Annotated in this window: 16 protein-coding genes; 9 read left to right on the top strand and 7 right to left on the bottom strand. The window is 70.6% G+C overall.

Going from position 1 to position 21,961, the window contains the following annotated elements; translation table 11 throughout:
• Window positions 1-44: 44 nt before the first annotated feature.
• The 3 genes from ACN269_RS14090 to mce all read right to left on the bottom strand — a co-directional run bounded on the left by ACN269_RS14090 (window position 45) and on the right by mce (window position 3,730).
• Complete coding sequence (locus tag ACN269_RS14090; RefSeq protein WP_421472879.1) at window positions 45-1,310, bottom strand: cell division protein DivIVA; 1,266 nt, start codon at window positions 1,308-1,310, stop codon at window positions 45-47.
• 286 nt (window positions 1,311-1,596) lie between these two features.
• Window positions 1,597-2,952 carry a crotonyl-CoA carboxylase/reductase gene (gene ccrA, locus ACN269_RS14085; protein ID WP_421476333.1) on the bottom strand — a complete coding sequence of 452 codons (1,356 nt, stop codon included), beginning with the start codon at window positions 2,950-2,952 and terminating at the stop codon, window positions 1,597-1,599.
• Between the two features lie 310 nt (window positions 2,953-3,262).
• Complete coding sequence (mce, locus tag ACN269_RS14080) at window positions 3,263-3,730, bottom strand: methylmalonyl-CoA epimerase (RefSeq protein ID WP_421472878.1); 468 nt, start codon at window positions 3,728-3,730, stop codon at window positions 3,263-3,265.
• A 62-nt stretch (window positions 3,731-3,792) separates the two neighbouring features.
• Between mce and ACN269_RS14075 the strand changes: the two genes are divergently transcribed.
• From ACN269_RS14075 to ACN269_RS14065, 3 genes are all read left to right on the top strand, one after another.
• Complete coding sequence (locus ACN269_RS14075; RefSeq protein ID WP_421472877.1) at window positions 3,793-4,992, top strand: acetyl-CoA C-acetyltransferase; 1,200 nt, start codon at window positions 3,793-3,795, stop codon at window positions 4,990-4,992.
• Window positions 4,989-5,972, top strand: coding sequence for a methylmalonyl Co-A mutase-associated GTPase MeaB (gene meaB / locus ACN269_RS14070; RefSeq protein ID WP_421472876.1), 984 nt, complete (start codon window positions 4,989-4,991; stop codon window positions 5,970-5,972). Before ACN269_RS14075 ends, meaB begins: the two co-directional genes overlap by 4 nt.
• A 348-nt stretch (window positions 5,973-6,320) precedes the next feature.
• Complete coding sequence (locus ACN269_RS14065; RefSeq protein WP_421472875.1) at window positions 6,321-6,722, top strand: Asp23/Gls24 family envelope stress response protein; 402 nt, start codon at window positions 6,321-6,323, stop codon at window positions 6,720-6,722.
• 30 nt (window positions 6,723-6,752) lie between these two features.
• Here ACN269_RS14065 and ACN269_RS14060 read toward each other — a convergent pair whose 3' ends face one another.
• Window positions 6,753-7,169, bottom strand: coding sequence for a GntR family transcriptional regulator (locus ACN269_RS14060; protein ID WP_421472874.1), 417 nt, complete (start codon window positions 7,167-7,169; stop codon window positions 6,753-6,755).
• A 202-nt stretch (window positions 7,170-7,371) separates the two neighbouring features.
• Here ACN269_RS14060 and ACN269_RS14055 point away from each other — a divergent pair, with 202 nt between their 5' ends.
• The 5 genes from ACN269_RS14055 (at window position 7,372) to ACN269_RS14035 (ending at window position 12,274) form a co-directional block, all read left to right on the top strand.
• The gene (locus tag ACN269_RS14055; RefSeq protein ID WP_421472873.1) at window positions 7,372-7,647 is read left to right on the top strand and encodes a DivIVA domain-containing protein; all 276 of its coding nucleotides are present in this window, start codon (window positions 7,372-7,374) and stop codon (window positions 7,645-7,647) included.
• Window positions 7,647-7,904, top strand: a complete 258-nt coding sequence (locus tag ACN269_RS14050; protein ID WP_421472872.1) for a hypothetical protein — start codon at window positions 7,647-7,649, stop codon at window positions 7,902-7,904. The genes ACN269_RS14055 and ACN269_RS14050 overlap by 1 nt, the downstream gene beginning before the upstream one ends.
• A 93-nt stretch (window positions 7,905-7,997) precedes the next feature.
• On the top strand, window positions 7,998-9,686 hold the full coding sequence (locus ACN269_RS14045; RefSeq protein WP_421472871.1) for an acyl-CoA mutase large subunit family protein: 1,689 nt from the start codon (window positions 7,998-8,000) through the stop codon (window positions 9,684-9,686).
• 206 nt (window positions 9,687-9,892) lie between these two features.
• The gene (locus tag ACN269_RS14040) at window positions 9,893-10,816 is read left to right on the top strand and encodes a tetratricopeptide repeat protein (protein ID WP_421472870.1); all 924 of its coding nucleotides are present in this window, start codon (window positions 9,893-9,895) and stop codon (window positions 10,814-10,816) included.
• Between the two features lie 84 nt (window positions 10,817-10,900).
• Complete coding sequence (locus ACN269_RS14035) at window positions 10,901-12,274, top strand: arginase family protein (protein WP_421472869.1); 1,374 nt, start codon at window positions 10,901-10,903, stop codon at window positions 12,272-12,274.
• A 116-nt stretch (window positions 12,275-12,390) separates the two neighbouring features.
• Here the strand turns inward: ACN269_RS14035 and ACN269_RS14030 are convergent, their stop codons facing one another.
• Window positions 12,391-14,355: a penicillin-binding transpeptidase domain-containing protein gene (locus ACN269_RS14030; protein WP_421472868.1), complete on the bottom strand. Its 1,965-nt coding sequence runs from the start codon at window positions 14,353-14,355 to the stop codon at window positions 12,391-12,393.
• Window positions 14,356-14,641: 286 nt separating this feature from the next.
• Between ACN269_RS14030 and ACN269_RS14025 the strand changes: the two genes are divergently transcribed.
• The gene (locus tag ACN269_RS14025) at window positions 14,642-19,723 is read left to right on the top strand and encodes an NAD-glutamate dehydrogenase (protein ID WP_421472867.1); all 5,082 of its coding nucleotides are present in this window, start codon (window positions 14,642-14,644) and stop codon (window positions 19,721-19,723) included.
• Window positions 19,724-19,786: 63 nt separating this feature from the next.
• Here the strand turns inward: ACN269_RS14025 and ACN269_RS14020 are convergent, their stop codons facing one another.
• Together ACN269_RS14020 and ACN269_RS14015 are read right to left on the bottom strand one after the other, a co-directional pair.
• Entirely contained in the window at window positions 19,787-20,476 is a 690-nt protein-coding gene (locus ACN269_RS14020) for a class F sortase (RefSeq protein ID WP_421472866.1), read from the bottom strand.
• Between the two features lies 1 nt (window position 20,477).
• Window positions 20,478-21,680 (bottom strand): hypothetical protein, encoded by a 1,203-nt coding sequence (locus ACN269_RS14015; RefSeq protein ID WP_421472865.1) that lies wholly within the window; start codon window positions 21,678-21,680, stop codon window positions 20,478-20,480.
• Window positions 21,681-21,961 lie beyond the last annotated feature (281 nt).

The raw sequence follows: 21,961 nt of genomic DNA, 5'->3' as shown, positions 1-21,961 counted from the left end.
GGTGTCACCTCGCGCCGTCGATGCCCCGACCTGACGCCCTCGCGTCAGCCGGCGGTCTCCGCGGTGACCCGCTCCTGAGCGCCGTCGGTCTTCTTCGTCTCGGACTTCGCCGCCGCGGCGGGCGGCGACGAGGGAACGCCGGGCACGATGCCGGCGAGCCCGGAGAGCATCTGCCCGAGCTGCGAGGTGACCGCGTCCTTCTGCCGGGTGAGGTCCTCGACCTCGCGGCGGGCGGCCTGGGTGGTCAGCTCGGCCTCGGTGCGGGCCTCGGTGAGCAGACGCTGCGACTCGGCCTTGGCCTCGTTGAGCATCTTGTCGGACTGCGCCTTGGCCTTGTCGACCGTCTCGGCGGCGTTGCGCTCCGACTCGACGCGACGGGCCTCGGCGCGCTGCTCGATCTCCTTGGCCCGCTCCTGGGCGGCGCGGGCGCGCTGCTCGGCCTCGCTGACCATCTTCTGGGTCTGCGCCACCTGGGCGGCGTGCCGCTCGGACTCCTCGCGCTCGGCCTTCTCGCGCCGTTCGGCGAGTTGCAGCTCCAGCGCCTGGAGGTCCTTGTCGCGCTTGTCCCGCGCGTCGGTCAACAGCTTGGTGGCCTCGGCGCGCTTCTCCTCGGCCTCGCGGGCGGCCTTGGCCCGCTGCTGGGTGATCTCCCGCTCGGCGGTGGCGCGCAGGGTGGCCACCTCCCGCTCCACGGTCGACTTCAGCTCGGCCACCTCGTGTGCCGTGACCGTCCGCAGCTGCTTGGTCTCGCGGTCCGCGTCGGCGCGCAGCGTGTCGGCCTCACGGCGGGCCTGCACCCGGACCTCGGCGGCCTCCCGCTCGGCGGCGGTACGCAGGTTGCCCGCCTCGCGCTCGGCGGTGGCCTTCATCGCGGCGGCCTCGGCACGGGCCTTGTCCGTGATCTCCCGCGCCTCGAGGCGGGCGGCGGAGAGGATGCCCTCCGACTCGCGCTTGGCCTCGTTGCGGTGGTCGTTGGCCTGCTCCTCGGCGAGCCGGAGGATCTGCTCGACACGGGTGCCGAGCCCGGAGAGGGTGGGCCGGCTGTTCTCTTCGAGCTGCTTGTTGGTGTCGGCGAGCTTCTGCTCCAGCGCACCCATGCGCTGCTCGGCCTGGCGGAGACGACGCTGGGCGTCGTTCATCCGCTGCTCGGCCTCGGCACGAGCCTGCTCGGACTGGGTCAGCGCGGCGGTCATCCGGCCGATGAAGTCATCGACCTGGTGAGTGTTGTATCCGCGCAGGCCAACGGTGAAATCTGGCTGCGAGTTCGCGTTATCGAAGAACGCGAGAGGGGAGGACTGCTGCTGGGGCATTGGGACATACTGGCAGACGCCCCAGGGTGCTTCGCAAGAGCGGTACGAAGCTTTCGTCTCCTCTTTACATGGTCAACTGCCCTGGCCTCCGGGGCCGGACCAATCGGCGATCTTGGCAGGTCCCGGGCCGGTAGGACGCCACGCAGCGTGACGCGAAAAAGGGCCACGGGGTGTGTCCCGTGGCCCTTTGTTCGACCCGGTTGGGTTCGGGCTAATGGGGGTGGAAGAACAATGGCCGATCACCGCATTGGCCATCGGGTGCTCATCCGTCCGGCCGGTGTCCCGCTCAGTGCCCCCGGAACCGGTTGATCGCCGCCTCGTGCCGGGCCCGCAGCTCCCCGTCTCGGACGCCCAGTCCGTCCGACGGTGCGAGGCAGCGCACGCCGACCTTCCCCTGGTGCGCGTTGCGGTGTACCTCGTACGCCGCCTGACCGGTCTGCTCCAGCGAGTAGGTGCGGGACACCGTCGGATGCACCTTGCCGAGCGCGACCAGCCGGTTGGCCTGCCACGCCTCGTGGTAGTTGGCGAAGTGGCTGCCCACGATCCGCTTGAGGTGCATCCAGAGGTAGCGGTTGTCGTACTGGTGCTGGAAACCGCTCGTGGACGCGCAGGTGACAATGGTGCCACCGCGACGGGCCACGTAGACGCTCGCGCCGAACGTCTCCCGACCGGGGTGCTCGAAGACGATGTCCGGGTCCTCGCCGCCGGTGAGTTCGCGGATCCGCTCACCGAACCGCCGCCACTCGTCCGGGTCCTGGGCCTGGTCGTCCTTCCAGAACCGGAAGCCCTCGGCGGCCCGGTCGATGACCAGCTCCGCGCCCATGCTGCGGCACAGCTCGGCCTTCTCGGGCGAGGAGACGACGCAGACCGGGATCGCGCCACCGTTGAGGGCCATCTGGGTGGCGTACCCGCCGAGGCCACCGGACGCGCCCCAGATCAGCACCACGTCGCCCTGCTTCATGTTGGCGCCGTGGTGGGAGACCAACTGCCGGTACGCGGTCGAGTTGACCAACCCCGGGCTGGCGGCCTCTTCCCAGCTGAGGTGGCGCGGCTTGGGCATGAGCTGGTTGGCCTTGACCACGGCGAGCTCGGCCAGTCCGCCGAAGTTGGTCTCGAAGCCCCAGATCCGCTGCTGCGGGTCGAGCATCGTGTCGTCGTGCCCGGCGGCGTCCTCCAGCTCGACCGAGAGGCAGTGCGCGACGACCTCGTCACCGGCCACCCACCGGGTCACCCCGGGGCCGGTACGCAGCACCACGCCGGCCGCGTCCGAACCGACCACGTGGTACGGCAGGTCGTGCCGGCGGGTCAGCTCGGAGACCCGGCCGTAGCGCTCGAGGAAGCGGAAGGTGGACACCGGCTCGAAGATGCTGGTCCACACCGTGTTGTAGTTGATCGCGCTGGCCATCACGGCGATCAGCGCCTCGCCCGGTCCGAGTTCCGGTGTCGGCACCTCCTGCACGTGCAGCGCCTTGCGGGGGTCCTTGTCCCGGGTGGACATCCCGTCGAACATCCGGGACTCCTCGGCGCGGACGACCACGCCCCGGTAACTCTCCGGTACGGGAAGACCGGCGACGCCGGCCAGTTCCCGATCCGGGTCGTTCGATTCCTCCGCTGCCATGATCGCTTCGAGGATGTCCTGCACGGTGACCTCCGGTTCGTCCCGCACCCGCGCGGGCCCGGGTGCTGCCATCGTCGGCGCCGGTGGGACGCGACCACCATGTCGGCATTCGACACATCCGGCACCGGCCGCGCTCCGATGGGGCGGGACGTTACTGAACGGTAGCTAAACCCGGAAGTCCTCTGTGAAAAACTGCATCCGCCGATGCGTGAAGGTGCCCGACCAGCACGAAAACCACGCACAAACCCCCACCCGCCCCTGCCGATCAAGAGGTTCGCGTCAGATCAGGGCCTCGATCTGACGCGAACCTCTTGATCACCAAGAAGGGTGGGGGTCAGGGGGCGGGTTGGACCAGTTCGACGAGGACGCCGCCGGCATCCTTGGGGTGGACGAAGTTGATCCGGCTGTCCGCCGTGCCGCGTCGGGGCTCGTCGTAGAGCAGTCGCATTCCCCGCTCGCGCAGCGCCGCGCAGGCCACGTCGATGTCCGCCACGGTGTAGGCGACCTGCTGCACGCCCGGCCCGTTGCGATCCAGGAACTTCGCGATCGTCGACTCCGGGCTGAGTGGAGCGAGCAGCTGCACGCAGCCGCCCTCGACGGTCGGCCCGACGGCCAACATCGCTTCCCGTACGCCCTGCTCGGCGTTGGTCTCGACGTGCACACAGCGCATTCCGAAGGTCCGCTGGTAGAAGTCGATCGCGGCATCCAGGTCGGCGACGGCGATGCCGACGTGGTCGATCTTGCGAAGTCCGATGTCTGTGACGTAGTCCGCACCGGGCTCGGCGGGGGAGTTCTCAGTCATGGCGTTAGTCTGGCCGAACTATCGTTCAGGCGTACAGCACGGCACCCCCCTCGGAGGCAGGCATGGCTTCGGTGATCGTCAGCGGCGCGCGTACCCCCATGGGCCGGCTGCTGGGCAACCTCAAGGACCTCCCGGCCACCAAGCTGGGCGGGATCGCCATCAAGGCCGCCCTGGAGCGGGCGGGTGTCAGCCCCGACCAGGTCCAGTACGTGATCATGGGTCAGGTGCTCCAGGCCGGCGCCGGTCAGATCCCGGCCCGCCAGGCGGCGGTCGAGGCCGGCGTACCGATGTCCGTGCCCGCGTTGACCATCAACAAGGTCTGCCTGTCCGGCCTGGACGCGATCGCCCTCGCCGACCAGCTCATCCGGGCCGGCGAGTTCGACATCGTGGTGGCCGGCGGCATGGAGTCGATGACCAACGCCCCGCACCTGCTGATGGGTCAGCGCACCGGCTACAAGTACGGCGACGTGGTGGTCAAGGACCACATGGCGCACGACGGGCTCAGCGACGCCTGGGACTGCTGTTCGATGGGCGAGTCGACCGAGCGGCTCGGCGGCCGGCACGGCATCACCCGCGAGGAGCAGGACGCGTTCGCCGCGACCAGCCACCAGCGGGCCGCCGCCGCGCAGAAGAACGGCCACTTCGCCGAGGAGATCACCCCGGTGCTGATCCCGCAGCGCAAGGGTGACCCGTTGGTGATCAGCGACGACGAGGGCATCCGGCCGGACACCACCGCCGAGTCGCTGGCCAAGCTGCGGCCCGCGTTCACCAAGGACGGCACCATCACCGCCGGCAGCTCCTCGCCGATCTCCGACGGCGCCGCCGCGGTGGTCGTGATGAGCAAGGCCAAGGCCAAGGAGCTGGGCCTGACCTGGCTGGCCGAGGTCGGCGCGCACGGCAACGTGGCCGGCCCGGACAACTCCCTGCACTCGCAGCCGTCCAACGCGATCAACCACGCCCTCAAGAAGGGCGGCCTGAGCATCGAGGACCTGGACCTCATCGAGATCAACGAGGCCTTCGCGCAGGTCGGCATCCAGTCCACGCGTGACCTCGGCATCAGCCCGGACAAGGTCAACGTCAACGGCGGCGCGATCGCCCTGGGGCACCCGATCGGCATGTCCGGCGCGCGTCTCGTACTCACGCTCGCCCTGGAGCTCAAGCGGCGCGGCGGCGGCACCGGCGCGGCGGCGCTCTGCGGCGGCGGTGGTCAGGGCGACGCGCTGATCATCCACGTTCCGGGCAAGGCTGAGTCGAACCAGTGAATCAAGAGGTCGCCACGTCGGTGCGGCGTAGCCGGGACGTACCGCTGCTGGTCGAGCGGGCCCGCACCGGTGACCCCCGGGCGGTGGCCCGACTGATCACCCTGGTGGAGAACGGCGACACGCTGCTGCCGGCGATCGCCGCCGCGCTGGCACCGTACGCCGGTCAGGCCCAGGTGGTCGGGTTGACCGGCTCACCCGGGGTGGGCAAATCGACCACCACCAACGAGCTGGTCCGCGCGCTGCGGGCGCGGGGCCATCGGGTGGGCGTGCTGGCGGTCGATCCGTCCAGCCCGTTCACCGGCGGCGCGATCCTCGGCGACCGGGTGCGGATGCAGGACCACGCCACCGACCCGGGCGTCTACATCCGCTCGATGTCGAGTCGGGGTCACCTCGGCGGGCTGGCGGCGGCGACGCCGCAGGCGGTCCGGGTGCTGGAGGGCGCCGGCTGCGACGTGGTGCTGGTGGAGACCGTCGGCGTCGGGCAGGCCGAGGTGGAGGTCGCCTCGCTGGCCGACACCACGCTGGTGCTGCTCGCCCCGGGCATGGGCGACGCGATCCAGGCCGTCAAGGCCGGCATCCTGGAGATCGCCGACGTGTTCGTGGTCAACAAGGCCGACCGGGACGGCGTCGACGCCACCGTCCGCGACATCCAGGGCATGATCGCGCTGGGCGAGCGCGGGCCGGGGCAGTGGCGACCGCAGGTGGTCCGATCGATCGCGGCCCGGGGCGAGGGCATCGACGACATCGCCGCCGCCCTCGACAAGCACCGCGGTTGGCTGGTCGAACACGGCGAGCTGCGCCGCCGGCAGGAGGCGCGGGCCGCCGCCGAGATCGAGGCCATCGCGCTCGGCACCCTGCGCGCCCGGATCGGTTCCCTACGCGACGGTACGGAGTTGAGCACGCTCGCCACCAAGGTCGCCGAGGGCGCGATCGACCCGTACGCGGCAGCGGACGAACTGCTCGCGCAGCTGGCGAATTGAACAGGAAGGCGGCACCTTCACTGGGAGCGGTGTGCTGGGCTTCTCCCAGCCGATTTCGGCGGCGCGGCCCAGTCGCTGCATCCTGATGGCTGGCAATCTTGGACACTTTCCGTGAACTGAAGACTGAGCTGAAGACGGAAAGTGTCCAAGATCTACCCGTCGGCGTAGCGCAGGCCACCGTGGGCGTCGCCTACGCCCGCACTCATCGAGCACTTGAGATTGGTCGTGCGGGAGTTGGCCGCTCTACATGCGACCGCGGGTCCGCGTCGCTCCGCCCAGGTCGGTACGCTCGCACCCGCCCGACTGTGGTCGGGGCTGGGCGGTGATGCGGCGAGCAGGGGAGCGGGGATGGATCACGAGGCGACGCAGGATCTGGCCGGGGCGTCGGTGCCGGCCGGTGGTACGACGCACGTCTCCGACGAGGTGATCGAGAAGATCGCCGTCGCGGCGGCCCGCGCGGTGCCCGGGGTGGCGGAGTTGGGCGGGGACGTGGCCCGCTTCTTCAACTCGGTGCTCGACCGGGTCGGGCTGGACCAGGTGGGCGACGCCCGGCGAGGTTGCTCGGCCCACGTGACGGGCGACGCGGCGGTGGTCAACCTGGTGCTCGTCATCGACGCCGGTCAGCCGGTGCCGCAGATCACCAGCGAGGTGCGGGCCCGGGTCACCGAGGCGGTCGAGGCGTACGGGCTGCGGGTCGACGAGGTCAACATCCGGGTGGACGACGTGGCGATGGGCGGCCCGGCCGCCTGACCGCGCGTCGAGACAGCGACGACCCGGCCGTCAGTCCTCGACCGGCCGGGTCAACTCGACCTCGTCGCCGGGGAGCACCTTCACCTCGCCCGTCGGGTCGTGCACCTCAAGTACCGGCACCCCCTCGTCAAGCTGCATGGAGCGGCGCTCGGTGCTGGTGGGCATCCGGGCGATGACCCGCGCGCCGGCAACCAACTCGACTGGCGTTCGCTGTGGGACCGCACGGACGCGGGTTCCGGCGGGACGGCTGGTGGTGACCAATCCCTCGGAACGCAGCAGCGAGATCGCCATGCGGACAGCGTCGCGGCCGATCTGGTGTTCCTGACTCAACCGCGTCTCGCTGCCGACGTTCGACCCCGCAGGCAAGGTGCCCGTCTCGATCTTCTCCCGGAGCAGGTCCGCGAGCTGGATGTAGACCGGCGTGTGCGATCGGGGATCGATGGTCATGCCACCAGCCTTTATGCCGTCATCGCCGGTATCCATCAAGGCCTTAATGGAATGATGCATTGTTGCTACGTTGCCTCTTTGCTATATTCGTCCGTAGCGCCACGTGCTCGTGAGGTGACAGGGAGATTCGGCCCCGATCGGGTGCGTGCTCGGTGGATCCACCCCTCCACTCTCCGGCGACCATGAGAGGCAGGTGATTGTCGTGCGTTTGAGCCTTCGGTGGAGCGGGCGGCCCGCCCCTTCCGACCAGTCGACCCAACTCCCGCTTCTGCCGTGGCAGGTGCGGGAGCGGCGGTTCCGGGCGTCGCGGTTCGCCCGTCCCGGCCTCGATCCGGACGAGGTGTACGCGTTCCTCGACCGGGTCGCCGTCGACCTGTCCGCCATCCATCACGCCCTGCGGGAGAGCCGTCAGGAGGCCGCCCGGAGCAGGGAGATGCTGCGGCGGGCGCGGCCGGGCGACGCGGGTAGGTGCCGCTGATGGGGGCCCGCGAGCGGTTCGTCATCCACCTGCCGGTGGTCGCTGCCGATCTGGGCGGCGCGGTGCGCCTGGCTCGGGTGGTGGCGCGCTGGGCGGGCGTACTCGCCCACGCCGACCCGGGGGAGACCACCGTTTCGGCGGAGGACGCCCAGTGCGTACGCCATCGGGTCTTCTGTGACCTGCGGCTCGACGGCGGCCGGCGCTGCCTGCTGCGGGCCGACCACGACGGCCCGTGCTCCCGGCGGTTGGTCCGGTGACGGTTACCCGCCGGTACGGCGCTACTTAGCGATCGTTCAGGCGAGGGCTCTACACTCGAATTCCAGTCCCGGAACCGAGGAGGAGCCCTGCGCATGGACGCCGACGAGATCGCCGCCGGACGGGCACGCTGGCAGGCCCGGTACGACTCCGCGCGCAAGCGGGACGCCGACTTCACCACCCTCTCCGGGATGCCGGTCGACCCGGTCTACGGGCCGCCCGAGGGGGCCTCCTACCCGGGCTTCGAGCGCATCGGCTGGCCGGGCGAGTACCCGTACACCCGGGGTCTGTACCCCACCGGCTACCGCGGTCGGACCTGGACGATCCGGCAGTTCGCCGGCTTCGGCAACGCCCAGCAGACCAACGAGCGCTACAAGATGATCCTGGGCGCCGGCGGTGGCGGCCTCTCGGTCGCGTTCGACATGCCGACGCTGATGGGCCGCGACTCGGACGACCCGCAGTCGCTCGGCGAGGTCGGGCACTGCGGCGTCGCCATCGACACCGCCACCGACATGGAGGCGCTCTTCGACGGCATCGACCTGGCCGGCGTCACCACCTCGATGACGATCTCCGGCCCGGCCGTGCCGGTGTTCTGCATGTACCTGGTCGCCGCCGAGCGGCAGGGCGCCGACCTGTCCACGCTGGACGGCACCCTGCAGACCGACATCTTCAAGGAGTACATCGCGCAGAAGGAGTGGCTGTTCGACCCCGAGCCGCACCTGCGCCTGATCGGCGACCTGATGGAGTACTGCGCGGCCGAGATCCCGCGCTACAAGCCGCTGTCGGTCTCCGGCTACCACATCCGCGAGGCCGGCTCGACCGCCGCGCAGGAGCTGGCGTACACCCTGGCCGACGGCTTCGGCTACGTGGAGCTGGGTCTCTCGCGCGGGCTCGACGTGAACGTGTTCGCGCCCGGACTGAGCTTCTTCTTCGACTCGCACGTCGACTTCTTCGAGGAGATCGCCAAGTTCCGCGCCGCCCGCCGGATCTGGGCCCGCTGGCTCCGCGAGGTCTACGGCGCGACCAGTGAGAAGGCGCTGTGGCTGCGCTTTCACACGCAGACCGCCGGGGTGTCGCTGACCGCGCAGCAGCCGGTCAACAACGTCGTACGGACGGCCGTGGAGGCGCTCGCCGCGGTGCTCGGTGGCACGAACTCGCTGCACACAAACGCCCTGGACGAGACCCTCGCGCTGCCCACCGACGAGTCCGCCGAAATCGCCCTGCGCACGCAGCAGGTGCTGATGGAGGAGACCGGCGTGGTCAACGTGGCCGACCCGCTCGGCGGCTCCTGGTACGTCGAGACGCTGACCGACAAGATCGAGGCCGAGGCGGAGGAGATCTTCGCCCGCATCCGCCAGCTCGGCGGGGAGGGGCCGCACCAGATCGGTCCGATGACCTCGGGCATCCTGCGCGGCATCGAGGACGGCTGGTTCACCGGCCACATCGCCGAGTCGGCGTTCGTCTACCAGCAGGCCCTGGAGAAGGGCGACAAGAAGATCGTCGGGGTCAACTGCCACACCGGCACGGTCGCCAAGGAGCTGGAGATCCTGCGCATCTCGCACGAGGTGGAGCTGGAGCAGCGCCGGGTGCTCGCCGAGCGCAAGAGCGCCCGGGACGAGACCGCGGTCCGCGCGGCGGTGACCCGGATGGTCGAGGTCAGCCGCACCGATCAGAACATGATCCCGGCCATGCTCGACGCCGTCCGCGCCGAGGCCACCCTGGGCGAGATCTGCGACGCCCTGCGAGCCGAGTGGGGCACCTACCGCGAACCCGCCCGCTTCTAGCCCCCACCCCCGGCCCCCACCCCCGTCGATCTTGCGGTTTGTGTCGCGGCATAAGGCGCAAAAGTGATGTAGCGGCAACCGAAAGCGCAAGATCGGCGGGGTTGGGTGCGGGGGGTCGTTCGGGGTTGTCGGATGGGCGTGAGAGTTGCGACGTTGGAGTTGTGGGTGAGCCGGGAATGCGGGCCCACGTGCGAGACTAGGTAACCATGAGCGACCCACGGATCACCTCGTCGATCTTCACCCGCGGCGCGGTCGACCTCAGCACGCTGCGTGGCCCCGCACCTGCCAGTACCCGCCCCGGCGCACCCCCGCAGGGCGGCCCGTCCGCCGGCACGCCGGGCGCACCGACCGCCGACGGCAACGCCTCCATCGTCGACGTCACCGAAGCGACAATCCAGTCCGCGGTGCTCGAGCAGTCGATGGCCATGCCCGTCGTCGTCTTCTTCGGCGCGGCCGGCTTCCCCGAGAGCGACGAGTTCGCCCCGGTGCTCGAACGGCTGGCCGCCGAGGGCGGCGGCACCTGGCTGTTGGCCCGGGTCGACGTGCAGGAAAACCCGCGGATCGCCCAGATGTTCCGGGTCCAGGGCATCCCGACGGTCTACGCGGTCGTCGGCGGTCAGCCGATCGACGCCTTCTCCGGTGTGGTGCCCGAGGCCCAGCTCCGCCAGTGGATCCAGGCCGTGCTCAAGGCCGGCGGTGTGACCGTCGCCGAGCCGGAGGACCCGCGTCTCGACGAGGCGGACGACGCGCTCATGAGCGGCGACCTGGACGCCGCCGAGCAGGCGTACCGCAAGATCCTCGCCGACGCCCCCGCGGACGCCGCGGCTACGGCGGGTCTCGCCCAGGTCGGCGTGGCCCGCCGGGTGGCGGGCGCCGACCCGGCCACCGCGCTGGCCGCCGCCGAGAGCGCCCCCGACGACGTCGCGGCCCAACTGCTGGCCGCCGACGTCGAGGTGCTCAGCGGGCTGGCCGAGCAGGCGTACGCCCGCCTCGTCGGCCTGGTCCGACGCACCGCCGGCGAGGACCGCGAGACGGTCCGCCAGCACCTGGTGTCGCTCTTCTCCATCGCCGGCCCGGACGATCCGGCGGTCGCCTCGGCCCGTAGGGCACTGGCCAGCGCCCTGTTCTGAGTCCGCAGCACGACAGTGAGTGCGTAGTACGCCCGCGCGGGCCGGCGCTTCGCCGGCCCGCCCGACCACCGGGGACGGGAGCTCATGATGCGCCGGATCGCCGTCCTCGACGCGCCGACAAACCTCGGCCTTCGACCGCCGACGTCCACCTCCGTGCCAGGCTGCGCCAAGGCGCCCGGCGCGCTGCGCGACCACGACCTGCTGGCCCGGCTGCGGGCCCGGGACGCCGGGTGCCTCACCCCGCCGCGGTACGACCCCGGTGACTGGCGGCCCGGGGACGGCGTGTGCCACGCCCGGGAGATCGCCGACTACTCGCTCGCGCTCGCCGAGCGGATCGGCTCCATCATCGACCGGGGCGAGTTCCCGGTGGTGCTGGGTGGCGACTGTTCCGTGCTGCTCGGTTCCGCGCTCGCCATGCACCGCCTCGGTGAGGCGGTCGGCGGGCGGATCGGACTGGTCTTCGTCGACGGGCACTCCGACTTCCGGCACCCCGGCAACGCCTCCTACGTCGGCGCGGCCGCCGGGGAGGACCTGGCCCTGGTCACCGGGCGCGGGCAGGCCGACCTGGCGGCGTTGGAGGGGCGCCGGCCCTACTTCCGGGACATCGACGTGGTGGTGCTCGGTATCCGGGCGCAGGACGAGTACCGTCTCGACCTCCAGGCCGCCGGCATCACCACCCGCCCGGTCCCCGCGCTGCGTGCCGAGGGTGCCGCCCGGACCGCCCAGTGGGCACACGAGCAGCTCGCCGACTGTGCGGGCTACTGGGTGCACATCGACGTCGACGTTCTCGACCCCGCGGTGATGCCGGCCGTCGACGCCCCCGACCCGGGCGGCATCGCCTTCGCCGAGCTGGAGATCCTGCTCGCCGGCCTGGTCGACACGCCACACTGCCTCGGCGTCGAGTTGACCGTCTTCGACCCCGACTACGACCCGGACGGCTCGTACGCCGCCGAGATCGTCAACACCGTGGTCGCCGGTCTGGCTCCCGTCAGCGCCCCGGAGGCGATGCCACCGCGGCTGCTGTCGTCCCGGCCCACGCCCGCCGCGCGTCGGGCCACCGAGCGGACGACCGCCGCCCGGTCCGACCGTGCCGAGCGCCACGACGGGCCCGCCGGGCTTGATGGTGCCGCGGGCGCGCAGGGGTCTGCCGGCTTCGAGGGCGTTGTGCGCACGGTCGCAGACACCGCCCGGATCGGTGAGTTCGACGACGAGGGCCTCGGCTCCTCCCGGATTCCGGTGTCGAGGAGTGAGGTGGCCGACGAGGTCGCGGCCGAGGCCGAGCCACCCGAGATCCGCGACCGGTCCCCGTCCGAGCCGTCGGGCCTCGCGGCGCAGATCGCGGCCACGGTCGAGCGCGAACCGGTCGGTCCGCCCGCCTCGGCCGGCCCGGGTCTGCTGCGGCGTCCCTCCCCGCCGGCCCCGAACTCACCCGAAGGGCCCCAGGCCGACACCGCCTGAGCCAGTCGCGAGCGCCCCCACCGTGATCGACTCGGTATCAGCGAAACCGGGGTGTCCGGACAGCATGGACACCCCGGTTTCAGCGAAACGGAGTGGATCAAGACCGTGATCGTCGGTCAGGGGGTGGGGAGGGCGCGGAGGAAGCGTTCGGCGATCGGGACGGCCGAGGCGGTGCTGGCACCGCCGTTCTCCACGAAGACGGCGAACGCGACGTCACCCCGCCAGCCCACGAACCAGGCGTGCGTGTGGGCCGGGTTGTCGTCGAACTCGGCGGTGCCGGTCTTGCCGTACACCTCGCCGCCCGGAACGTCCTTCAGCGCGCTGGCGGTGCCCGCGGTGACCACCTCGCGCATCATCGTGCGCAGCGCCGTGACGGACTCGGGCTTGAGCTGCTCGCCAGGTGGGGCCGGCTTGGCCGGGGCCGGGTCGACAAGCAGTTTCGGCTGCTCGAAGCGGCCCCGGGCGACGGCCGCCGTGGCACCGGCCATGGCCAGCGGGCTGACCAGCGTGGTGCCCTGGCCGAACGACGCGGCGGCCTGCTCGGCCGGGCTGCCGCCGGTGGACACCTTGCCGGTGAAGACATCCACGCCGAGGTCCCACTGCCCCTCCAGCCCCACCGAGCGGCCGGCCGCGGCCAGCCCGTCGCCGCCGAGCTTCGGCGCCAGCGACGCGAAGGCCGTGTTGCAGGACTTCGCGAAGTCGGTGCGGAACGGCACCGAGCCCAACTCGAAATTGTTCGAGTTCTTGAAGGACCGGCCATCGACGGTGAAGGTCTTCTTGCACTCCACCGGGCCGTCCAGAGTGACCGCGCCCCGGTCCAGCAGGCCCAGCGCGCTCACCATCTTGAAGGTGGAGCCCGGCGGTACCTGTGCGGTGAACGCCAGGTTCTCACCGGCCGGGCCGGGACCGTTCGCGGCGGCGAGTACCGCGCCGTCGCTGACCCGTACCGCGACCAGCGCGGAGCGGCGCGGCTCCGCGCGCAGTGCCCCGTCGGCGGCGTTCTGGGCGGCCACGTCCAGGGTGGTCTTCAGCGCCTGGCCGGGCTGGGGTTCGCGGTGGAACAACTCGGTGCCGGTGGGCGCGAGTTTGCCGTCCTCGGTGGGCCGCTCGACCACGACGGTCAGCCCGGGGGCGCCGCGCAACCGCTCGTCGTACCGGCCCTGCAGGCCGCCGTGCCCGACGAGGTCGCCGGCGACGTACCTGTCGGGGTGGGCGGCGAGGTCGTCGGCCTGCGCCTGGTCGACCGTGCCGAGCAGCGCGCGAGCGAACTCCCGGGTCGGTGCGAGGTCGAGCTTGTCGGAGATGAACTTGGTGCCGGGCAGGTCGTAGATGCGAGGTTTGATCTGCTTGTACGCGTCCTCGCGCAGGGTCACCACCTCGACGAACGCGCCCGGATCAGCCTCGGCGACCCGCTTGGGGAGGTCGGCCAGGTCGACGCCGGGGACCAGCGCCGGACGGATCGCCCTGAAGGCGGCGTCGAGGTCCTTGACCAGCTTCCCGATGTCGGTGACCTGGTTGGGCTGCACGCCCACCCGCACGATCGGGCGCGGCGACACGATCGGCGTGCCCGCCGCGTCCAGCACACCGGCACGGGGGCCGGCGTCGCGGCGCAGCGCCAGCCGGTCGCCCCTGGTGAGCTGCTCGTGGAGAACCCGCGGCTCCCACATGACCCGCCACTGGTCGTCGTCGCCCCGGACGAGCCGCAGCTCCCGGTCGTACGTCCAGTGGGTCTGGCCCGGCAGCGACCAGTCCACCCGGATGGTGGTGGTCGCGATGTTCTTGGTGATCTTCGGCTCGCCCTGCCGGGTCAGAGCGGGCGGGGTGGTCGCCAGCTCGCCGGACAGCTCCTTGATCTCCTTGCTCACCTCGGCCGCCGGTGTCTTCGCGCCGGTCGAGTCGACCATGGCGACCGCGTGCAGGTCGCCGCTGCGCCAGCCGGCGAGGAAAGCGTCGGCGCTGCGCTCCGGCCCGTCGTCTGCGGAGCACGCCGCCAGCACACCGGCGGTGAGCAGGGACGCGGTGAGCGCGGCCACCCGACGCGTGCGGTTCGACCGGTTTGGGCGGGGGTAGGACAAGGTCATGAAGCGGTCCCTCCGATCTCGTGCTGCTCTGCACGGTAGTACGCGAACGCTGTCCCCAACGTCCCGCGAAGCCCTCTACGTGCGGAAAGACGGACCGGGCCGGTGTGATGAACATCGCGCGGCGGGGTATCCCGCAACCGGCCAACCTCGGACCCGCAACGGGTGAAAGGACGAAGTCCCGATCCGGACGTCCCGCCAGTGGTCCGCCGACGGAGGCGGTAAACGGCAGGCCTAGGCTGGGCGGCAGAGTGACCCACAACGCGGTGGGTCGAGGGGAGTGGCACCGATGGACCGGCGTCCGGCGATCAAACCGGAACCCGATCTCCGACCGGATGACTCCGGGCGGGATGACGACAGCTTCGATTCGGCGACCGACGGGGACGGCTACGGCCGGCTCGACACCGGCGTCACGGGGCTGACCGGGTCGAGCATCGACACCATCTACGATCTGGGTCTGCCGACCGAGGCGTTGACCGACGACGTGGAGGACGCCGAGCTCGACGAACCCGTACCCAACGCGGAGCGGCTGGTGGCCCAGGCCGTCGCGCTCGCCGGGGACGACCATGACGCGGCGACCCTGGTCGGTCGTTTCTGGCGGTTCGCCCCGGACGAGGAGCTGGTCGGCTTCACGGCGGAGGAGATGCTCGACGCGGCCCGGGCGCACCGGGACCTCGCGCAGCAGCGGGTGCCCGGCGAGTTGAAGCTGCGCATCCACGAGCCACACGCCGACCAGCACCACACCGTCGTCGAGATCGTCACCGACGACATGCCGTTCCTGGTCGACTCGGTGACCGCGCTGCTCAACTCGTACCACCTGGACGTACACCTGCTGGTGCACCCGCTGGTGGTGGTCCGGCGCGAGCCGCTGGGTCACCTCACCGAGGTTTCGGCGGACGTGGAGCCGGACGACGCGATCGCCGGTGACATCGTCGAGAGCTGGATGCGGATCGAGATCGACCCGGTCCGGGACGCGGCCGAGCGGGACCGGTTGCGGCGCGAGCTGCAACGGGTGCTCACCGACGTACGGGAGGCCGTGGAGGACTGGCCGAAGATGCGTCAGCGGGCCCTCGCGCTCGCCGACGAGCTGGCCTCGGCCCGCACCTCCGACAATCGCCCGCCCGTGCCGGAGAAGGACATCACCGACTCGGTGGAGCTGCTGCGCTGGCTCGCGCACGACCACTTCACGTTCCTCGGCTACCGCGAGTACCGCCTGGTCGACGCCCCCGACGGAAACCCCGCGGACCCGGTGGACGGCAAGGCTCTCGAAGCGGTGCTCGGCACCGGGCTGGGCATCCTGCGCTCGGACTCCCCGGACGCCCGGTCGCTGGCCTCGATGACGCCCGAGGCGCACGAGAAGGTGCTGGAGAAGCGCCTCCTCATCATCACCAAGGCCAACTCGCGGGCCACCGTGCACCGATCGGCGTACCTGGACTACATCGGCTTCAAGATCTTCAACGAGGCCGGCGAGGTCATCGGGGAGCGGCGGTTCCTGGGGCTGTTCTCCACCGCCGCGTACCGGACCAGCGTCCGGGAGTTGCCGGTGGTGCGACGCAAGGTCGCCGAGGTGCTCGACCGTTCCGGTCTGAGCCGGCGCAGCCACTCCGGCAAGGACCTGCTCCAGATCCTGGAGACCTACCCGCGCGACGAGCTGTTCCAGATCAAGACTGACGACCTGTACCACGCCGTGATCGGCGTGCTGCGGATGGCGGGTCGCCGGCAACTGCGGGTGTTCCTGCGCCGCGACGCGTACGGGCGGTTCATCTCCTGCCTGATCTACCTGCCCCGCGACCGGTTCACCACGCAGAACCGGCTGCGCATGCAGGACATCCTGCTGCGCGAGCTGAACGGCGTCGGAGTGGACTACACGACCCGGGTCACCGAGTCGATGCTCGCCCGGATCCACTTCATCGTCCGTACCGACCCGACCCGGCCGCCCGGCGAGATCGACGCCGACCTGTTGGCCGAGGAACTGGCCGACGCGACCCGTCTCTGGGACGACGACTACCGGCTGGTGCTGGAGCGCAAGCTCGGCGACGAGCAGGCCAAGCACCTGTTCACCCGGTACGCCGACGCGTTCCCGGAGGGCTACAAGGACGGACACACGCCGTACGAGGCGATGAAGGACCTGGCCAAGCTTGAGTTGCTGGAGGAGCCCGGCCAGCTCGAGATGCACCTGTTCCGCAAGCAGCTCGCGCCCCGGGCGGGCACCCGCGTGCCGGGCGCCGAGGTGCCCGACGACATGAACGTACGGTTCAAGGTCTACCGGTACGGCGAGCCGATGATGCTCTCCGCCGTGCTGCCCGTGCTGCACTCGCTCGGCGTACGGGTGGTCGACGAGCACCCGTACGAGGTGGACCGGATCGACGGTCGGGTCTACCTGTACGACTTCGGCCTGATGCTGCCCGAGGGGCACCACGAGCTGGCCGAGGTCCGCCCGCACGTGGAGAACGCGTTCGCGGCGGCCTGGCGTGGCGAGGCCGAGGTGGACCGGTTCAACGAGTTGGTGCTGCGCGCCGGACTCACCTGGCGGCAGGTGGTGGTGCTGCGGGCGTACGCGAAGTACCTGCGGCAGGCCGGCACGGTCTTCTCGCAGGACTACATGGAGCAGACCTTCATCGCGTACCCGAAGCTCGCCACCCTGTTGGTGGAGCTGTTCGAGACCCGGTTCGCGCCTGGTGAGCTGAGCGCCGAGCAGCGGCAGCAGCGCAGCGGCGAGCTGGTGGAGACGATCCGGGGCGCGCTGGACGACGTGGCCAGCCTCGACCAGGACCGGATCCTGCGCTCGTACCTGACGTTGATCGAGGCGACCCTGCGTACCAGCTTCTATCAGAAGCCGGTCGGCGGACGACCGAAGGCGTACGTGGCGTTCAAGCTGGACCCGCAGGCCATTCCGGACCTGCCGGCGCCCCGACCGAAGTTCGAGATCTTCGTGTACTCGCCCCGGTTCGAGGGCGTGCACCTGCGGTTCGGGCCGGTGGCCCGGGGCGGGTTGCGCTGGTCCGACCGTCGGGAGGACTTCCGGACCGAGGTGCTGGGCCTGGTCAAGGCGCAGATGGTGAAGAACACGGTGATCGTGCCGGTGGGCGCCAAGGGCGGCTTCGTGCTGAAGCAGAAGCCGGGGGACCGGGACGAGGCGGTCGCCTGCTACCAGGAGTTCGTCGGCGCGATGCTCGACGTCACCGACAACATCGTCAGCGGGCAGATCGTGCCGCCGGACGACGTGGTCCGGCACGACGGCGACGACCCGTACCTGGTGGTCGCGGCGGACAAGGGCACGGCGACGTTCTCGGACATCGCCAACGAGATCTCGCTGGCGCACAACTTCTGGATGGGCGACGCGTTCGCCTCCGGCGGTTCGGCCGGGTACGACCACAAGAAGATGGGCATCACCGCCCGGGGCGCCTGGGAGTCCGTGAAGCGGCACTTCCGCGAGTTGGGTGTGGACACCCAGACCCAGGACTTCACGGTGGTGGGCGTCGGCGACATGTCCGGCGACGTGTTCGGCAACGGGATGCTGCTCTCCGAGCACATCCGGCTGGTGGCCGCGTTCGACCACCGGCACATCTTCCTGGACCCGGACCCGGACGCCGCCACCTCGTACGCGGAGCGGCGGCGGCTGTTCGAGCTGCCCCGCTCCTCGTGGGAGGACTACAACCCGGAGCTGATCTCGGCCGGGGGTGGCATCTTCCCGCGTACCGCGAAGTCGATTCCGATCACGCCGCAGGTCCGGGCGGCGATCGGCCTCGACGACGACGTCACGCAGTTGTCGCCGCAGGAGCTGATGAAGGCCATCGTCACCGCCCCGGTGGACCTGTTCTGGAACGGCGGCATCGGCACGTACGTCAAGGCCTCCAGCCAGACCAACGCCGAGGTGGGCGACAAGTCCAACGACGCGATCCGGGTGGACGGGCGCAGCCTGCGCTGCCGGGTGGCGGGCGAGGGCGGCAACCTGGGCTGGACCCAGCTCGGCCGGATCGAGTACGCGTTGACCGGTGGACGGATCTACACCGACTTCATCGACAACGCGGCCGGTGTGGACACCTCCGACCACGAGGTGAACATCAAGATCCTGCTGAACACCGCGGTGGCCGACGGCGAGCTGACCACGGCCGAGCGGGACGAGCTGCTGGCCGGGATGACGGACGAGGTCGCCGAGCTGGTGCTGCGCGACAACTACGACCAGGCTCGGGCGATCAACAACGCCCAGGCGCAGGCGGCGTCGCTGCTCCCGGTGCACCGTCGGATGATCAACGAGCTGGAGCGGTCCGGCGCGTTGGACCGGTCGCTGGAGGCGCTGCCGCCGGACGAGGAACTGGCGGTCCGCAGCGAGTCCGGGCTGACCGCGCCGGAGTTCGCCGTGCTGCTCGCGTACGTGAAGATCGTCCTTGAGCGGGAGATCCTCACCGACGGGTTGGCGGACGAGGAGTGGACGAGCGACGTGCTTGTCAACTACTTCCCGACGCCGATGCGGGAGCGGTTCGCCGACCGGATGGGCCGGCACCGGCTGCGCCGCGACATCGTCACCACCGTGCTGGTCAACGAGGCGATCAACCGGGGCGGCATCTCGTTCGTCTTCCGGGTGGTCGAGGAGACCGCCGCCAGCGCCGCCGACGTGATCCGGGCGTACGTGGTGGTCCGCGAGGTGTTCGGGCTGCGTGACCTCTGGGACGCGGTGGAGGCGCTGGACAACAAGGTCTCGCCGGAGTTGCAGACCAGCGTCTACCTGGACACCCGCCGGCTGCTCGACCGGGCCGTGCGCTGGCTGGTCACCAACCGGCGCTCGCCGATCGACGTGCCCGCCGAGATCGCCCGCCTGCGGGACGGCGTGGCTCGCCTGCTGCCCGGCATGGAGGAGCTGTTCTACGGCAGCGAGCGGCAGGGCATCGTGGCGCACATCGACTCGATGACCGAGCGTGGGCTGCCCCGCGAGCTGGCCGAGCAGGCGACCCGCCTGATGTACAGCTTCGGCCTGCTGGACGTGGTGGAGACGGCGACCCGCAGCGGACGGGACGTCGGCGAGGTGGCCTCGGTCTACTTCGTGCTCTCCGACCTGTTCCGGGTGGACTCGCTACTGTCGAAGATCTCCCTGCTGCCGCGGGAGGACCGTTGGCAGACCCTCGCGCGGATGGCGTTGCGCTACGACCTGTACGCCGCGCTGGCCGCGCTCACCGCCGAGGTGCTCGACTCCACCGGAGACGAGTTGCCGCCGCACGAGCGGGTGCAGCAGTGGGAGCAGTCGAACGCCACGTCGATCCACCGTGCCCAGCGGGCGATGGGCGAATTCGACGAGTCGCGGGCGGATCTCGCCGCACTGTCGGTGCTGCTGCGCCAGATCCGCACCCTGGTGCGGACCTCCGCCGCGGCCTGAGTCCGTACGCGGTCCGGCCGGTCGGTGACCCCGACCGGCCGGACCGCTTTCGAGTACGCCCGCTCAGGTCGTCAAGCTGGCGAAGACGACGATGTTGTCGGTGTAGCTGCGTACGGTCTCGTCGAACTGCCCGCCGCACGTCACCACCCGCAGGCCGGGCCGGTCGTTCGGCCCGTACACCAGCTCGGTGGGGAAGGCCGTCTTCGGGTACGACTTCACCGAGTCGACCCGGAACGTCGCCGGCTGGCCATCCGCCCGCCGCACGGTGATCGTGTCACCGGGCACGAGTGAACCGAGGTCGAAGAAGACGGCCGGGCCGAGCTTCGCCGAGTCCACGTGCCCGACGATGACCGCGTTGCCGGTCTCACCGGGGCTGGTGCCCGGCTCGTACCAACCAGCCTGGTCGGCCTGCTCCAGCGGGGGGACCTGGACGGTGCCGTCCGGGTTGGTGCCCAGCGGCATGATCGTCGCGTCGACGCCGATCCGGGGGATCTCGATGGTGGTCGGAGCGGACCGGGTCAGCGCGGTCGGCGCGGCTTCCCGGTCGGCGGGTGGGATGTCGCTGTCGGGGACCGCCGACCCGGTGACCTCGGGGCCGGCCTGGGCCAGCGGCTGCGGGGGTCGGGGAGCGGGCGTGGTCTGCAACGAGGCGCCGATCATCCCGGCGCCGATCATGGCGAGGGTGACGACGACGGCCGCGCCGACGGCACGCCACGGTCTCCCGTGACGGCCGCCGGCCCGTGTCGCCGTCACGTCAGGCGAGCGAACCATCGGTCCGCCGACGACGCATCAGCACGATCCCGCCGAGCGCGGCAGCGCCGAGCAGGCTCGCGCCGCCGGTGGCCAGGCTACGGTCGGTGCCGGTGCTGACGCCGCCGTCACCACCGTCGACCCCGCCGTGGGGCAGGACGACCAGTTCGCCCTCGCCGCACGAGCCCTTGAGCTCGTAGCGACCCGGCTTGGCGTCCTTGTCGACCTTGGCCTCGCCGTAGTAGACGAACTCGCGCTCGTCGTCCCAGCCACGCTCGTCCCGGCCGTGGTCCGAGCCGTAGTCGCGGTCCTCGGACTCGTGGCCCTTGGACTCCCAGCCCTTGTCGGAGCCGTATTCGTCGTCGGAGCCGTAGTCGCGGCCTTCGGACTCGTGGCCCTTGGACTCCCAGCCCTTGTCGGAGCCGTATTCGTCGTCGGAGCCGTAGTCGCGGCCTTCGGACTCGTGGCCCTTGGACTCCCAGCCCTTGTCGGAGCCGTATTCGTCGTCCGAGCCGTACTCGCGGTCCTTGGACTCCCAGTCCTTCTTGTCTTCGTCCTTGGAGTCCCAGTCCTTCTTGTCTTCGTCCTTGGAGTCCCAGTCCTTCTTGTCTTCGTCCTTGGAGTCCCAGTCCTTCTTGCCTTCGTCCTGGGCGTCCTGGCCGTGCTCCTCGCCCTTCCAGTCCTTGCTGTCCTCGTCCTCGTAGGCGTCGGCGGCAGCGCCACCGCCCTGACCGCCGGGCTGGGCGTCGCCGTGCTCGCCCTTGTCCTTGCCCTCGTCGTCCTTGCCTTCGTGGTCCTTGCCCTTGTCGTCCTTGCCTTCGTGGTCCTTGCCCTTGTCGTCCTTGCCGTGCTCGTCCTTGCCCTTGTCGTCGTCCTTGCCGTGCTCGTCCTTGCCCTTATCGTCGTGGTCGTAGGAGTCCTCCTCCTCGCCCCACTCGCCGCGGTCCTCGCCCCGGTCGTCCCGCGCCGGCTTGAGCTTGACCTTGCCGGTGACCTTGGACCACACGTACGCGTGCTCCTGCCGATCCGGGCAGATCTCGAGGAGCTTGACCTCGTCGCCGGCCTTCACGACGTGCGGCTTGGCGTAGACCTTGCCGTCCTCGTCGTGGTGACCGTCAGCGAACGCGATCCCCGGCGCGAACACCAGGAGGGACGCGCCCCCGAGGGCGGCGCCCGCAACGACCTTCCCGAGCATCTTCTTAGCCATGACCTGCGTCACTCCATCCCTGTTGTCCTGAGCTCGGCGACAACCGAGCTAAGACCGACGTTAGACCTTTTCACGACTTATGAAGTGAAAGATTCGCGTTTTGACCTTTGCTGCTGGTAAGAGGCGAAGGAGTGATACGCGGCTTTCTCTGCCGGCCGTGCCGCCTCGGGCGCTCACCACCCGGCCGGGTGGCGAGCGGCATTCCGGGCCCGCCGCGCGGTACCAGCCGTGCTCGACCGGTAACGGACGGCTGGTGCCGCCCGCGTCGCTCGGGGGTATCG

This window comes from Micromonospora sp. WMMD736 (assembly GCF_049179015.1).
In the GTDB taxonomy this organism is placed as follows: Bacteria; Actinomycetota; Actinomycetes; order Mycobacteriales; family Micromonosporaceae; genus Micromonospora.
Note: the sequence above shows the minus strand (reverse complement) of the source record. Positions and strands in the feature narration are given on the sequence as shown.

Excerpts from the sequence above, each read along its gene's own strand:
- ACN269_RS14090 (WP_421472879.1), bottom strand. The coding sequence starts at position 1,310 with ATGCCCCAGCAGCAGTCCTCCCCTCTCGCGTTCTTCGATAACGCGAAC.
- mce (WP_421472878.1), bottom strand. The coding sequence starts at position 3,730 with ATGACTGAGAACTCCCCCGCCGAGCCCGGTGCGGACTACGTCACAGAC.
- ACN269_RS14075 (WP_421472877.1), top strand. The coding sequence starts at position 3,793 with ATGGCTTCGGTGATCGTCAGCGGCGCGCGTACCCCCATGGGCCGGCTG.
- ACN269_RS14065 (WP_421472875.1), top strand. The coding sequence starts at position 6,321 with ATGGATCACGAGGCGACGCAGGATCTGGCCGGGGCGTCGGTGCCGGCC.
- ACN269_RS14060 (WP_421472874.1), bottom strand. The coding sequence starts at position 7,169 with ATGACCATCGATCCCCGATCGCACACGCCGGTCTACATCCAGCTCGCG.
- ACN269_RS14050 (WP_421472872.1), top strand. The coding sequence starts at position 7,647 with ATGGGGGCCCGCGAGCGGTTCGTCATCCACCTGCCGGTGGTCGCTGCC.
- ACN269_RS14045 (WP_421472871.1), top strand. The coding sequence starts at position 7,998 with ATGGACGCCGACGAGATCGCCGCCGGACGGGCACGCTGGCAGGCCCGG.
- ACN269_RS14040 (WP_421472870.1), top strand. The coding sequence starts at position 9,893 with ATGAGCGACCCACGGATCACCTCGTCGATCTTCACCCGCGGCGCGGTC.
- ACN269_RS14035 (WP_421472869.1), top strand. The coding sequence starts at position 10,901 with ATGATGCGCCGGATCGCCGTCCTCGACGCGCCGACAAACCTCGGCCTT.
- ACN269_RS14030 (WP_421472868.1), bottom strand. The coding sequence starts at position 14,355 with ATGACCTTGTCCTACCCCCGCCCAAACCGGTCGAACCGCACGCGTCGG.
- ACN269_RS14025 (WP_421472867.1), top strand. The coding sequence starts at position 14,642 with ATGGACCGGCGTCCGGCGATCAAACCGGAACCCGATCTCCGACCGGAT.
- ACN269_RS14015 (WP_421472865.1), bottom strand. The coding sequence starts at position 21,680 with ATGGCTAAGAAGATGCTCGGGAAGGTCGTTGCGGGCGCCGCCCTCGGG.